This window comes from Streptomyces sp. RKAG293 (assembly GCF_023701745.1).
Classification (GTDB): domain Bacteria; phylum Actinomycetota; class Actinomycetes; order Streptomycetales; family Streptomycetaceae; genus Actinacidiphila.
Genome location: NZ_JAJOZB010000001.1, coordinates 2,336,548 through 2,350,245, shown reverse-complemented (window position 1 = coordinate 2,350,245; position 13,698 = coordinate 2,336,548). Strand labels below are relative to the sequence as shown.

The window sequence follows — 13,698 nt, the reverse complement described above, 5'->3', positions numbered from 1 at the left end:
TGGGCCTCCGTGGTGCGGCGTGGTGCGGCGGATCCCCGGCCGGGCTCGCTCAGAGCGTGCTCCAGTCGTGATCCGGGTAGCGGTGCAGCGGCGCCGACACATCGTCCAGCGCCTGGCAGATCTCACCCGGAAGACTAAGGGCCTCCACTGACAATGCCTGCGCCAGCTGCTGCGCGTTGCGCGCGCCGACGATGGGCGCGGTCACTCCCGGCCGGTCCCGGACCCAGGCCAGCGCGACGTCCATCGGCCGGACCGCGAGCCCGTCGGCCGCGGTGGTGACGGCGTCGACGATGAGCCGGGCGGTGTCGTCGAGGTACGGGTCGACGAAGGCCGCCATCTCCTCCGAACCGCCGCGCGACTCGACGGGCGTGCCGCTGCGGTACTTGCCGGTGAGCACGCCCCGGCCCAGCGGGGAGGACGGCAGCAGGCCGATGCCCAGATCGAGCGCGGCCGGCAGCACCTCGCGCTCGATGCCGCGCTGCAGCAGCGAGTACTCCATCTGCGTGCTCGCCAGCGGGGTCCGGCCGGGCACCGCGCGCTGCCAGGTCGCGGCCTTGGCGAGCTGCCAGCCGCAGTAGTTGGACACCCCGACGTACCGCGCCCGGCCGGAGGTGACGGCGATGTCGAGGGCCTGCAGCGTTTCGTCGAGCGGGGTGACCGGATCGAAGGCGTGCACCTGCCACAGGTCGACGTAGTCGGTGCCGAGCCGCTGCAGGGAGGCGTCGAGGGCCGAGAGCAGGTGGCCGCGGGAGCAGTCGAAGCGCCGGTCGGGATCGGGCACGCTGCCCGCCTTGGTGGCGATCACCAGATCCGCGCGGGGGACGAAGTCCTCGATGAGCCGCCCGAGCACGTACTCCGCGCCGCCGTCCGCGTAGACGTCGGCGGTGTCCACCAGCGTGCCGCCCGCCTCCCAGAACGTCTTCAGCTGGTCGGCCGCGTCGCGTTCCCCGGTGTAGCGCCCCCACGTGAGCGTGCCCAGGCCGAGCCGCGACACGCGCAACCCGGTGCGCCCGAGGTGCCTCTGTTCCATGACCGCTGAGATTACTGGTGAAGTGGCTGATTGGGCAGCAGTGACGAACCCGACAGGCGCGCGCAGCACGCCATGGCGCTAAAGTCCGGAGTGACAGAGACGTTACTCATCAGTAAGGGGAGCGGCATGCGGCTCGGAATCAACCTCGGCTACTGGGGCGCCGGGATGGACGCGGACAACCTGGCCGTCGCCCAGGAGGCGGACCGGCTCGGCTACGCGGTCTGCTGGGCCGCGGAGGCGTACGGTTCCGACGCCGCGACCGTGCTCTCCTGGGTGGCCGCGCAGACCGAGCGCATCGACATCGGCTCGGCGATCTTCCAGATCCCGGCCCGTACCCCCGCGATGACCGCGATGACCGCCGCCACCCTCGACTCGCTGTCCGGCGGCCGCTTCCGGCTGGGTCTCGGCGTCTCGGGACCGCAGGTCTCCGAGGGCTGGTACGGCACGCGCTTCGACAAGCCGCTGTCCCGCACCCGGGAGTACGTCGAGATCGTCCGCAAGGCGATGGCCCGCGAGCGGCTCTCGCACGAGGGCGAGCACTGGACGCTGCCGCTGCCCGACGGCCCCGGCAAGGCGCTCAAGCTCACCGTGCACCCGGTGCGCGAGCACATCCCGCTGTACATCGCCGCGATCGGCCCCAAGAACCTGGAGCAGACCGGCGAGATCGCCGACGGCGCGCTGACGCTCTTCTGCGCCGCCGAGAACATGGAGGACACCTCGCTGGCCCCGCTGCGCGCGGGCCGCGCCAAGGTCGGCAAGACCCTCGAGGGCTTCGACGTCTGTCCGACGCTGCCGCTCGCGCTGGGCGACGACGTGGACGCGCTCGCCGACATCTTCCGCCCCTACACCGCCCTGTACGTCGGCGGCATGGGCAGCAGGAAGCAGAACTTCTACAACCGGCTCGCGCAGCGCATGGGGTACGAGAAGGAAGCCGCCGAGATCCAGGACAAGTACCTGGCGGGCGACAAGGACGGCGCCGCGGCCGCCATCCCGCGCGAGCTGATCGACCGGACCAGCCTGCTGGGCCCGGTCGAGCGGATCGCGGACCGCATGCAGGAGTACGCGGCCGCCGGTGTCACCACCCTGACCGTCACCCCGGCCGGCTGGACGCTCGACGAGCGGGTCGCCGCGCTGCGCGCGGGAGTCGAGGCCATGGAGCGCGCGGGCCTCGCGTAGCCGGAAGAGGACCGGCCCCGGTCCCGCGCGGGACCGGGGCCGGTTGAGGTGCCGACGGGGACCGTCAGGGTCTCAGCTGGGCACCAGCCGTCCCAGCAGTCGTCCGAACGCGACGAGCCGGGCTATCTGGCCCGGTCCGCCGTCGTCGAGCGACTTGCTGAAGCGGAACGCCTCAGGACGGAAGCGGGCGGCGGCGACCGGTGAGTCCGGATCGCCCTGCACGGCGCTCAACTCGTGCGGCATCGACGTCGCGAGCACCAGGTACACCCCGCGGTCGACGCGCACCCCCTGCTCGTTCCTGCCGACCAGCGTCCGCATCCCGACATGGCCGATCGAGTTCAGCGGGAGCACCTGCACCGACGAGTCCAGCACGGTCCCGCCGGGTGCGCTGTCGTCGGCCAACTCCTCGCTGTGCCACAGGATCAGCCGCCGGCCGTCGCAGACCGCCGCCTCCTGCCAGACCGAGGTCCCGGCCTCCGTCAGATCCACCACCCGCTCCAGGGTGAAACCGAGGACCTTGCGGCGTCCGAGCACCCCCCTGATCGCGTCCAACGCGACGTCCGCGTGCAGGAAGTAGGCGTCCGACGCGTCCTCGAGGCGCTCGTACGGCGACCAGTCCGACCCCGCCGGACCCGACCGGCGCGTGGTCGGGCGGCTCCTCGTCGCCTTGCTGAACATGTCCACCTGCTTCGCGATTCACGGCCTCGTTGGCCCCTCAGCCCCCGTTGCACCTTACCCAGGAGGTAAGACAGTGCGGGATGAGGAGGCTCGACCGGATCGCTGGGATTCTGCGGCCGTGGTGGGGGCTCGGGGGTCTTCCCCGCCACGGCCGTCAGCAAACACAACGCCTCAGCGGGCCAGGAGTTACGCCCCACGGGCACCCGCCCCGCACCGTCACCGCCACCCACACCGTACGGTCACCGTCACCCGCCCCGCCCGGCCGCGACCACCCGCCCCCACCCCGCTACAGCCACCCGCGCCGTTTGAAGAACCGGTACAGGCCCGCGACGATGCCCGCCATCAGCGTCATGACGGCCGGATAGCCCCACGTCTGGTGGAGCTCCGGCATGTGGTCGAAGTTCATGCCGTAGATGCCGGCGATCATCGTCGGCGCCGCGGCCATCGCCGCCCACGCCGAGATCTTGCGCATGTCGTCGTTCTGCCGCACTCCCACCTGCGTGAGATGCGCGGCGAGGATGTCGGACAGCAGCCGGTCCAGGCTCTCGCCCTGCTCGTTCGCCCTGGTCAGGTGGTCGGCGACATCGCGGAAGAACGGCCGGCTGGCCTCCGAGACGAACGGCACCCCGCCGCCCGCGAGCCGGGCCATCGGGTCCATCAGCGGACCGGTGGCACGGCGGAACTCCAGCGCCTGGCGTTTGAAGGTGTAGATCGTGCTCGCGGTGTTCGCCGTGTCGCCGGCGTTCGGGGTGAACACGCTCGACTCCAACTCATCGAGATCCAGTTGCAGTTCGTAGGCGATCTCCACGTAGTGGTCCACCACTGTGTCGCTGATCACATAGAGCACCGAGGGCGGCCCGTGCTTCAGCAGCTCGGGATCCTTCTCCAGCCGGCGGCGCACCTCGGCCAGCGCGCTGCCCTCGCCGTGCCTGACCGTCACCACGAAGGCGTCGCCGATGAACACCATCAGCTCACCGGAGGTGACCGTCGCCGCCGCGTCGTCGTAGTCCAGCGGTTTGAGGACCACGAACAGCGAATCGTCGTAGACCTCCAGCTTGGGGCGCTGGTGTGCGGTCAGGGCGTCCTCGACGGCCAGCGGGTGCAGACCGAACTCCGAGGTCACCAGGTCGAACTCGTCCTCCGTCGGCTCGTGCAGCCCGATCCAGAGGAAGGCGTCGCCCGACGCCCGCGCCTGGTCCAGGGCATCGGAGAGGTCGTCGGGCCCCTCGGTACGGTGCCCGTCCTTGTAGATGGCGCAGTCCACGATCACGATGGCTATTCTTCCGCGATCCGGCGAAGTCACACCACCGACGTAGGCTGGCCCGCATGCCCACCGTGATCCTTGTCCGCCACGGGCGGTCCACCGCCAACGCCGACGGAGTGCTGGCCGGCTGGAGCCAGGGCGTCGCCCTGGACGACAGCGGCCGTGCCCAGGCCACCGAGCTCGCCGCCCGGCTGTCGGTGGTGCCGCTGGCCGCCGTCGTCACCAGCCCGCTGCAGCGCTGCCGGGAGACCGTCCAGCCGATGCTGGACACCCGCCCCGAGCTGCCCGTTCACACCGAGGACCGGATCGGCGAATGCCGCTACGGCGACTGGACGGGCCGCAAGCTCGCCGAGCTCGCCGACGAGCCGCTGTGGGCCACCGTGCAGCGCCACCCGTCCGCCGCGGTCTTCCCCGGACCGGACGGCGAGTCGCTGCGGGCCATGCAGGCGCGCGCGGTCGACGCGGTACGGGACTGGAACGCGCGGATCGAGGAGAGCCACGGACCCGACGCGGTCTACGCCGTCTGCTCGCACGGCGACATCATCAAGGCCATCGCCGCCGACGCCCTGGGCATGCACCTCGACCTCTTCCAGCGGATCGCCGTCGACCCCTGCTCGGTGACCGCGATCCGCTACACCGCCTACCGGCCGTTCCTGCTGCGGCTCGGCGACACCGGAGACCTCACCGGGCTGGCGCCCGCGCCGTCCGCGGCGGCCACCGAAGCGTCGGAAACGGCCGGAAACGCGGCCGGGGACACGACGGGGGACGCGGTGGTCGGTGGTGGCACCGGCACACCGTGATCGGCTTCCGCAGTAGGGTGGTGGACCGGCAGTGTTCCACCGCCCCGGACCCGTGTCCGGCGGTACGGAACGGCCGGTCAACAGCCATAACTGAGCCCAAACAATTGAGCACAGCCGCAACTGAGCACCGCCACAGCTGAGCAGTCCCACAGTCGAGCAGCCGCACAGTCGAGCAAACGGAGCAGGACGTGCCCCGTCAGGTCTTCTTCTACGAACAGCCGGACCGGTTCGTCGCCGGCACGGTCGGTGAGCCGGGCCAGCGCATCTTCTTCCTGCAGGCGACCGGCGCAGGCCGTACCACCAGCGTCGCCCTGGAGAAGACACAGGTCGCGGCGCTGGCCGAACGGATCGACGAGCTGCTGGACGAGGTCGTTCGGCGGACCGGCGGCAGCACCGTGGTGCCCGCGGTCGCGCCGGGCGAACTGGCCGACACCGCGCCGCTCGACAGTCCCGTCGAGGAGGAGTTCCGGGTCGGCACCATGGCGCTGGCCTGGGACAGCACCCAGGAGCGCATGGTCCTGGAGGCCCAGGCACTCGTCGAGGTCGAGCCCGACGCCGACGACGCCACCCTCGAGGCGGCCGAGGAACTGCGCGAGGACGACGAGAACGGCCCGCCGCTGCTGCGGGTCCACCTGACCGGCGCGCAGGCCCGGTCCTTCGCCAAGCGGGCCCTGGACGTGGTCTCGGCGGGCCGTCCGCCGTGCCCGCTGTGCAGCCTGCCCCTGGACCCGGAAGGACACGTATGCCCGCGCCAGAACGGGTACCGGCGGGGGGCCTGACCGGCGACGCCGGCCCGTCCGGCGCCGCGGGCGACACCACCGGCCCGCCCGCCGGCCCCGGCGCTGCCGGGGACGCCATGGAGCTGCTCACCCGCGGTGAGCTGACCGTGCGCGGGCGGCTGCGCGACGCCTCCAACGCCGTCCTGTACTGCGAGGTCGCCCTCGACGGCCGGACCGCCGAGTGCGTGTACAAGCCGGTCGCCGGGGAGCGCCCGCTGTGGGACTTCCCCGACGGCACCCTCGCCGAGCGCGAGGTGGCCGCGTACCTGGTCTCGGAGGCCACCGGCTGGGGCCTCGTACCGCCGACGGTGCTGCGCGACGGCCCGTACGGCGAGGGCATGTGCCAGCTGTGGATCGACGAGGCCGACGAGAAGCCCGGCCAGGAGCCGGAACTGCTGGCCCTGGTCGAGGAGGACGAGCCGGGCGAGGGCTGGAAGGCCGTCGTCCGCGCCGAGGTGGGCGGCGGCCGCACCGCGCTGCTGGTGCACGCCGACGATCCGCGGCTGCGCAGGATCGCCCTGCTGGACGCCGTGATCAACAACGCCGACCGCAAGGGCGGCCATCTGCTGTCCGCACCGGACGGCCGGCTCTACGGCATCGACCACGGCATCGCCTTCCACGCCGAGGACAAGCTGCGCACCCTCCTGTGGGGCTGGGCGGACGAACCGCTGCCCGAGGACGCCGTCGAGGTGCTCCGGCACCTCACGAGCGCCCTGGAGGGCGAGCTCGGCGGCCGGCTCGCCGAGCTGCTCACCGAGGCCGAGGTGGCGGCGGTCGGCACCCGAGTGGCGGATCTGCTGCGCACCGGTCGCTACCCGCGGCCGAGCGGCCAGTGGCCGGCCATCCCCTGGCCGCCCGTCTAGCCACCCGTCGAGGACTCCACAGCCCCAGGTCTGCCCTGCCGGCACAGCCGTCCGGCCGAGGACCCCGGGCCGCACCTCCCGGACGGCGGCGCGCGGAAAAGTCAAGACGGCGAATCCGGCCCATCCGCACTCCAGCCTGCCTCCGGTTCGTTTCCGGAACCCACGTCCGGTTACGCTCATGTCATGTATGCCTGGCCCGCTTCCGACGTCCCTGCCCTTCCCGGCAGTGGCCGCGACCTCCGCCTCCACGACACCGCGACCGGTGGCCCGGTAACCCTGGACCCCGGTTCGGTCGCCCGCATCTATGTCTGCGGGATCACTCCCTATGACGCCACCCACATGGGGCACGCGGCCACCTACAACGCGTTCGACCTCGTGCAGCGCGTGTGGCTCGATACGAAGCGTCAGGTGCAGTACGTCCAAAACGTCACGGACGTCGACGATCCGCTCCTGGAGCGGGCCATCGCCAACGGAGACGACTGGACCGCGCTCGCCGAGCGTGAGACCGCCCTGTTCCGGGAGGACATGACCGCGCTGCGGATGCTCCCCCCGGCCCACTACATCGGCGCCGTCGAGGCCATACCCGGGATCGTCCCGCTGGTCGAACGGCTGCTGGAGCTCGGCGCCGCCTACGAACTGGGCGGCGACACCTACTTCTCCGTCGACTCCGACCCGCACTTCGGCCAGGTCTCCCGGCTGGACGCGACCGCGATGCGGATCCTGTCCGCGGAACGCGGCGGCGACCCGGACCGTCCCGGCAAGAAGAACCCGCTGGACCCGATGCTCTGGCTGGCCGCCCGTGAGGGCGAGCCGAGCTGGGACGGCGCCTCCCTCGGCCGCGGCCGGCCCGGCTGGCACATCGAGTGTGTGGCCATCGCGCTGGACCACCTCGGCATGGGCTTCGACGTCCAGGGCGGCGGCTCCGACCTCGCCTTCCCGCACCACGAGATGGGCGCCTCGCACGCCCAGGTGCTCACCGGCGAGTTCCCGATGGCCAAGGCGTACGTGCACGCCGGCATGGTCGCCCTCAACGGCGAGAAGATGTCGAAGTCCAAGGGCAACCTGGTCTTCGTCTCCCAGCTGCGCCGTGACGGGGTCGACCCGGCCGCGATCCGGCTCTCGTTGCTCGCCCACCACTACCGCGCCGACTGGGAGTGGACGGACGGCGTGCTCGCCGACGCCGTCGAACGCCTCGCCCGCTGGCGCGCGGCGGTCTCCCGTCCCGACGGACCGCCGGCCGAGGTGCTCGTCGAGGAGATCCGCGAGGCGCTCGCCAACGACCTGGACGCACCGGCCGCGCTCGCCGCGGTCGACCGCTGGGCCGCCTCGCAGGCCCTGTCCGGCGGCACGGACGAGGGAGCACCCGGTGTGGTCTCCCGTGCGGTGGACGCACTCCTGGGCGTCGCGCTGTAACCCGACGACTCATAGCCCGACCGAACGGCCCTGGCGGATCACCGCCGGGGCCGTTTCGTTGTGCGCGGCGGACCGCGGAACGGGCCCGCCGCACCGCAAACCATGGTCCGGGACCCGAACGCCCTCTGGTCATGAGCACGGCATCTGCGCTATACACGCTCGCAGTTGCTCATTTCTTGCTTCTAACTGCGCGCAAGTGCAGCCGGAGAGGTGTTCATGCACAGGGATGCTCAAGAACGTCGCAGAATGTCGGCGATACCACTGATCGTGTTGCTGGGCCTGCTCGTGGCCCTCCTCGTCCCGGTCCCGGGCACGGCCCACGCCGCCGCGCCCGCCGACAGCACCGTCGGGAACCTGACCGGATTCTCCGCCGCCGGGCCCGTCTACCATCTGACGGCCGGCCAGGCCGAGGCCCGGGTCACCTTCGTGTCCGGGCAGACGTTCCGGGTGGAGCTCGCGCCCGACGGGAAGTTCAGCGACCCCACCGGCAGCGACATCGTGCTGCCGCAGGGCGCCGCGCCCGTCACCCGGTGGCGGGACGCGGGTGACCGGTACGAGCTGAGTACCTCGCAGGTCACCCTGCGCGCGTACAAGTCACCGCTGCGCTTCGCCCTCTACCGCGCCGACGGCACCAAGGTCTGGGCCGAGTCCAAGGGCCTGACGTGGAACGGCACCAGGACCACCCAGACCCTGGAGCGCGGCGCCACCGAGCAGTTCTACGGCGCCGGAATGCAGAACGGCCGCGGCAACACCTCGCACCGCGGCCAGACCGTCGAGGTCGGCGTGGACGACAACTGGAACGACGGCGGGCACCCCAACTCCGTCCCGTTCTACCTGTCCACGGCCGGCTACGGCGCCTTCCGCAACACCTACGCGCCCGGCACGTACGCCTTCACCGATCCGGTGGCGACGACCGAGCAGGAGAACCGCTTCGACGCGTACTACTTCGCGGGACCGTCGGCCAAGGACGTCATCGGCCAGTACACCCAGCTGACCGGCCGCCCCTTCCTGCCGCCCGTGTACGGGCTCGAAGTCGGTGACTCCGACTGCTATCTGCACAACGCCAACCGGGGCGAGCGGCACACCCTGGACTCCCTCAAGGTCGCCGACGACTACGTCAAGAACGACATGCCGAACGGCTGGATGCTCGTCAACGACGGCTACGGCTGCGGCTACGAGAACCTCCCGCAGACCTCCGCCGGTCTCCAGGACCGCAAGATGAAGACCGGCCTGTGGACCGAGGACGGCATCGACAAGCTCGCCGACCAGGTCAAGGCCGGCCAGCGGATCGCCAAGCTCGACGTGGCGTGGGTCGGCGACGGCTACAAGTTCGCCCTCGACGGCTGCAAGGACGCCTACCAGGGCATCGAGGACAACAGCGACGCCCGCGGCTTCACCTGGGCCCCCGAGAGCTGGTCGGGCGCGCAGCGCTGCGGTGTGCAGTGGTCGGGCGACCAGTCGGGCAGCTGGGAGTACATCCGCTGGCAGATCCCGACGTACGCGGGCGCCACGATGTCCGGCCTCGCCTACACCTCGGGTGACATCGACGGCATCTTCGGCGGCAGCCCCAAGACCTACACCCGCGACCTGGAGTGGAAGTCCTTCCTGCCGGCCGTGATGACGATGGACGGCTGGGCCGCGAACGACAAGCAGCCGTACCAGTACGGGGAGCCGTACACGTCCATCAACCGCCAGTACCTCAAGCTCAAGGAGTCGCTGCTGCCGTACACGTACTCCTACTCGGCCGAGGCGAACCGCACCGGCGTCGGCCAGGTGCGGCCGCTCGCGCTGGAGTACCCGAACGACCCGAAGGCCGCCTCCGACGCGGCGAAGTACGAGTTCCTGTCCGGCGAGGACTTCCTCGTGGCGCCGGTCTACCAGGACACCGCGGTGCGCGACGGCATCTATCTGCCGAAGGGCACCTGGACCGACTACTGGACCGGCCGCGTCTACCAGGGCCCGACCACGGTCAACGGCTACAGCGCGCCGCTGGGCACCCTGCCGCTGTTCGTCAAGGCCGGTGCCGCCGTGCCGATGTGGCCCGGCATCAGGTCCTACCAGGACCGCACCCCGTCCTCGCCGGTCGCCTGGGACGTCTACCCGCAGGGCACGTCCTCCTTCACGCTGTACGAGGACGACGGCGTCACCCGGCAGAGCCGGGCCGGGAAGTCCGCGCAGCAGAAGGTCACCGTCCGGGCCCCGTCGTCCGGCGCCGGCGATGTGACCGTCGACGTCGGCGCGAGCAACGGAACCTTCCAGGGCAAGCAGACCGCACGGCCGTACCAGTTCACCGTGCACACCGGTGACGCGCCGGCCGGTCTGCTGCTGGACGGGGCCGCGCTGCCGAAGTACACCTCCAAGGCCGCCTTCGACGCGGCCTCGCGCGGCTGGTGGTTCGACGCGGCCGACCGGGGCGGCGTGGTGCAGGCCAAGACCCAGTCGCTGAGCACCGCGAAGCCGTTCGCCCTGCGGCTGCTGGGCGCGAGCGCGCTCGGCGGCAAGGCGCCGGGCAGCGCCGCCGTCGTGTCGTCGCCGCCGGCGCAGGAGGTCGGCGCGGGCGTGCCGGCCACCGTGCCGGTGGACGTGACGGCGGGCAGCAGGGACGCCACCGGCGTCCAGCTGACGCTGAAGGCACCGGCAGGCTGGTCGGTGACCGCCCCCGCGCCGGTGGGCCGCATTCCCGCCGGGACGACCCGGCGGGTCCAGGTCACCGTCACCCCGCCGCAGAACGCGGCACCGGGGGAGGCCGTGCTGACGGCCTCCGCCGCCTATCGGACGACCGGGCAGGACCGGGTGACGGCGCAGCCGTTCGCGGTCTCCGCGATGCCACGGCCGCCGGTGGCCGACACCTGGGCGAGCGACATGGTGTGGCTGGGCGAGGGGAACGGCTACGGGCCGCCCGAACGCGACCGCAGCAACGGGGAGTCGGGTGCCGAGGACGGTCATCCGATCACCCTGGCGGGCACGGTCTACCCCAAGGGGATCGGTGCCCACGCCGACTCCGACATCGAGCTGTACACCGGCGGCCGCTGCACCCGCTTCACCGCGGACGCCGGGATCGACGACGAGATCAACGGCTACGGGGAGGTGGCCTTCTCGGTCGAGGCCGACGGCAAGGTGCTGTGGACCTCGCCCAAGGTGACGGGCGCCTCCGCGACCGTGCCGGTGGACGTCCCGCTCGGCGGGGCGCGCCACGTCCATCTGAAGATCACCGACACCAACAATTCCAAGAGCGGTGACCACGGGGACTGGGCCGCGGCGAAGTTCAGCTGCGCGTAGCGCGGTGGCGCCGTTGGCGCGGTGACCGACGGCCGGGGCCGGGGGCCGGTCCCTCCGGGAGGGGGGTCCGAAATCGACTATTCACGAGCCTGGCGGCTCACAAATAGCTCGGCAGCATTTCGGACCCCCCTCCCTACGGGCCCGTCCCCCGGCCCCTCAGTCGTCGTCGGAGTTGTCCGCCTCCGGCTCGTCCTTGGTGCCACCCCGTGCGGGATGCTGGGGCCCCTGATGGGGCCCGGAGGAGGTGTCCCTGAGGTAGGGATGGGCCTCGCCGGTGTCGGGGTCGCGGCGCCGCAGATAGCGCTCGAACTCCTTGGCGATGGCCTCGCCCGACGCCTCCGGCAGTTCGACGGTGTCGCGGGCCTCCTCCAACGTCTGCACGTACTCGGCGACTTCGCTGTCCTCGGCCGCGAGCTGGTCCACCCCGACCTGCCAGGCGCGCGCGTCCTCCGGCAGTTCGCCGAGCGGGATCCGCACGTCGAGCAGGTCCTCCAGGCGGTTGAGGAGGGCGAGCGTCGCCTTGGGGTTCGGCGGCTGCGACACGTAGTGCGGGACGGCGGCCCACAGGCTGACCGCCGGGATGCCGGCGTGCGTGCACGCCTCCTGGAGGATGCCGACGATGCCGGTCGGGCCCTCGTAGCGGGACTCCTCCAGGTTCAGGGCGACGGCCAGGTCCGCGTCGGAGGTCACCCCGGTGACGGGGACCGGGCGGGTGTGCGGGGTGTCGCCCAGCAGCGCGCCCAGCACGACGACCATCTCCACGCCGAGTTCATGGGCGAAGCCCAGGATCTCGTTGCAGAACGAGCGCCAGCGCATGCTCGGCTCGATGCCGCGGACCAGCACGAGGTCACGGGGCCGGGGGTTCTGGACGCGGACCACCGACAGCCGCGTGGTCGGCCAGGTGATCTTGCGTACCCCGGCGTCCAGCCAGACGGTCGGCCGGTTGACCTGGAAGTCGTAGTAGTCCTCGGCGTCCAGTGCCGCGAAGACTTCCCCCTTGAATTCCCGGTCCATGTGGCCGACCGCGGTGGAGGCTGCGTCGCCGGCGTCGTTCCAGCCCTCGAACGCGGCCACCATGACCGGGTCGATCAGCTCGGGTACTCCCTCGAGCTCGATCACCCAGCGCCTCCTTCCGGCCGGAGGGGGCGAGGCCGTCCCCTGCCGGCTGCTGTTCGTGTCAGTGCGGGACCAGCCTACGGCTTACGGAGGCCCTCTCCGCAGCCCTCGTACCAGGATGATCCCCACGGTCATCGCACGTACTCGCCCGGTCACCATCCGCTCGTACGGCGCTCAGCGCCCGCCCCATCCGGACCGGTACGCGGCCCAGTCGCCGGGGGTCGCGGCGAAGTCCACGTAGAGCGCCATACCGAAGGCCTCGCGGTCCTTTCCGTGCCTGGCCAGACCCAGTCGCGCGCCGCGTACGGCGGCCGTGACGGTCTCGGCGGAGGGATGGTGCCCGCTGGTGCTGGTGTGGTAGCCGGGCAGCCCCATGATCAGGTCGGTACCGGCCGGGGTGACCTCCAGGGCGAGGGCGGTCTGCTGGGCGAGGTAACCCCCGAACAGGCTTTCCAGTGGCATCGCCGAGTCGTACGCCATCACCGCGACCTGGTCGACGCGGCGGGCGACCTCGGCGAAGTACTTCTGCGACCACCACTTGGGATTGCCGAAGAAGAGCCCGGCGTGGTGCAGCCCCGGCAGCGGGTCGATCTGGTGGGTGGCCACCGACAGCGCGGCGCCGTGCGCCGAGGTCGTGGCGCGCAACCGGTCCAGGACGTCCAGGAAGTCCTTGTCGCCGGAGTAGTTGGGCTCCAGATCGAGGTGGACGCCGTCGAATCCGGCGGCCAGCACCTGCCGGCCGCTGGCCTGGATGCGGGCGCGGGTGGCCTCGTCGGCCAGGTGCAGCCCATCGTCCCCGTCGTGGTGCGCGATGACGTTGCCGAGCCAGGCCTGCACCCGGACGCCCGGCAGGACCCGGTGGACCTCGCTGATCAGCCACGCCGAGCCCGGGTAGAGCTTCGGATCGAGGCTGCCGTCCTGCTCCAGCGGTCCGGTGTGCACATAGAGGTCCCGGATCCCGGTGCCCTGCACCTGGACGCGCAGGGCTTCGAGGTCGGCCGCGTTGTGCCGGCCGTCGACCCAGGCGTGCCCGAGCCAGACCGCGTCATGCCCCCGGGTGCGGCCCGCCGCGCCGGGATCCCCGGCGTATTCGAGCCGCAGCGCGATGGCCACCGCCACTACGGGCACCAGGACCACCACAGCGGTCACCAGCGCCCCACGACGCAGCCATTTCAGGAGTCTCTCGCGAGACATCCGATCTGTCTTCCACAAAGTTGGCTCTACCCCCTGGACTTCGCGAGGTTTTCGGCGCTATACATCGGTTGTTCGAAAAAAGATCCGATGTCTCACGACGGGGGTG

Annotated in this window: 11 protein-coding genes; 6 read left to right on the top strand and 5 right to left on the bottom strand. The window is 71.5% G+C overall.

The window, feature by feature from the left end; genetic code table 11:
* Positions 1-49: 49 nt before the first annotated feature.
* The gene (locus LNW72_RS10340) at positions 50-1,030 is read right to left on the bottom strand and encodes an aldo/keto reductase (protein WP_250975132.1); all 981 of its coding nucleotides are present in this window, start codon (positions 1,028-1,030) and stop codon (positions 50-52) included.
* A gap of 126 nt (positions 1,031-1,156) precedes the next feature.
* On the opposite strand from LNW72_RS10340, the gene LNW72_RS10335 reads away from it, so the two are divergent.
* Positions 1,157-2,206, top strand: a complete 1,050-nt coding sequence (locus LNW72_RS10335) for an LLM class F420-dependent oxidoreductase (protein WP_250975131.1) — start codon at positions 1,157-1,159, stop codon at positions 2,204-2,206.
* 72 nt (positions 2,207-2,278) lie between these two features.
* Here the strand turns inward: LNW72_RS10335 and LNW72_RS10330 are convergent, their stop codons facing one another.
* Complete coding sequence (locus tag LNW72_RS10330; RefSeq protein WP_138354776.1) at positions 2,279-2,884, bottom strand: hypothetical protein; 606 nt, start codon at positions 2,882-2,884, stop codon at positions 2,279-2,281.
* Between the two features lie 286 nt (positions 2,885-3,170).
* Entirely contained in the window at positions 3,171-4,163 is a 993-nt protein-coding gene (corA, locus tag LNW72_RS10325) for a magnesium/cobalt transporter CorA (RefSeq protein WP_250980089.1), read from the bottom strand.
* A 47-nt stretch (positions 4,164-4,210) separates the two neighbouring features.
* Here corA and LNW72_RS10320 point away from each other — a divergent pair, with 47 nt between their 5' ends.
* The 5 genes from LNW72_RS10320 to LNW72_RS10300 all read left to right on the top strand — a co-directional run bounded on the left by LNW72_RS10320 (position 4,211) and on the right by LNW72_RS10300 (position 11,282).
* Complete coding sequence (locus LNW72_RS10320; RefSeq protein WP_250975130.1) at positions 4,211-4,948, top strand: histidine phosphatase family protein; 738 nt, start codon at positions 4,211-4,213, stop codon at positions 4,946-4,948.
* Between the two features lie 188 nt (positions 4,949-5,136).
* Complete coding sequence (locus tag LNW72_RS10315) at positions 5,137-5,727, top strand: DUF3090 domain-containing protein (protein WP_138354778.1); 591 nt, start codon at positions 5,137-5,139, stop codon at positions 5,725-5,727.
* Positions 5,691-6,590 carry an SCO1664 family protein gene (locus LNW72_RS10310; protein WP_250975129.1) on the top strand — a complete coding sequence of 300 codons (900 nt, stop codon included), beginning with the start codon at positions 5,691-5,693 and terminating at the stop codon, positions 6,588-6,590. Before LNW72_RS10315 ends, LNW72_RS10310 begins: the two co-directional genes overlap by 37 nt.
* Positions 6,591-6,773: 183 nt before the next feature.
* A complete protein-coding gene (gene mshC, locus LNW72_RS10305; RefSeq protein ID WP_250975128.1) occupies positions 6,774-8,003 on the top strand; it encodes a cysteine--1-D-myo-inosityl 2-amino-2-deoxy-alpha-D-glucopyranoside ligase in 1,230 nt (409 codons plus the stop codon).
* A gap of 246 nt (positions 8,004-8,249) precedes the next feature.
* Positions 8,250-11,282, top strand: a complete 3,033-nt coding sequence (locus tag LNW72_RS10300) for an NPCBM/NEW2 domain-containing protein (protein WP_250975127.1) — start codon at positions 8,250-8,252, stop codon at positions 11,280-11,282.
* A 156-nt stretch (positions 11,283-11,438) separates the two neighbouring features.
* Here LNW72_RS10300 and LNW72_RS10295 read toward each other — a convergent pair whose 3' ends face one another.
* A complete protein-coding gene (locus LNW72_RS10295; RefSeq protein ID WP_250975126.1) occupies positions 11,439-12,401 on the bottom strand; it encodes a PAC2 family protein in 963 nt (320 codons plus the stop codon).
* Between the two features lie 171 nt (positions 12,402-12,572).
* Positions 12,573-13,592: a hypothetical protein gene (locus tag LNW72_RS10290; RefSeq protein ID WP_250975125.1), complete on the bottom strand. Its 1,020-nt coding sequence runs from the start codon at positions 13,590-13,592 to the stop codon at positions 12,573-12,575.
* Positions 13,593-13,698: the final 106 nt, after the last annotated feature.

Bases quoted from the DNA above. Each gene is read 5' to 3' on its own strand.
- LNW72_RS10340 (WP_250975132.1), bottom strand. From the start codon at position 1,030: ATGGAACAGAGGCACCTCGGGCGCACCGGGTTGCGCGTGTCGCGGCTC.
- LNW72_RS10335 (WP_250975131.1), top strand. From the start codon at position 1,157: ATGCGGCTCGGAATCAACCTCGGCTACTGGGGCGCCGGGATGGACGCG.
- LNW72_RS10330 (WP_138354776.1), bottom strand. From the start codon at position 2,884: ATGTTCAGCAAGGCGACGAGGAGCCGCCCGACCACGCGCCGGTCGGGT.
- LNW72_RS10320 (WP_250975130.1), top strand. From the start codon at position 4,211: ATGCCCACCGTGATCCTTGTCCGCCACGGGCGGTCCACCGCCAACGCC.
- LNW72_RS10310 (WP_250975129.1), top strand. From the start codon at position 5,691: ATGCCCGCGCCAGAACGGGTACCGGCGGGGGGCCTGACCGGCGACGCC.
- mshC (WP_250975128.1), top strand. From the start codon at position 6,774: ATGTATGCCTGGCCCGCTTCCGACGTCCCTGCCCTTCCCGGCAGTGGC.
- LNW72_RS10300 (WP_250975127.1), top strand. From the start codon at position 8,250: ATGTCGGCGATACCACTGATCGTGTTGCTGGGCCTGCTCGTGGCCCTC.
- LNW72_RS10290 (WP_250975125.1), bottom strand. From the start codon at position 13,592: ATGTCTCGCGAGAGACTCCTGAAATGGCTGCGTCGTGGGGCGCTGGTG.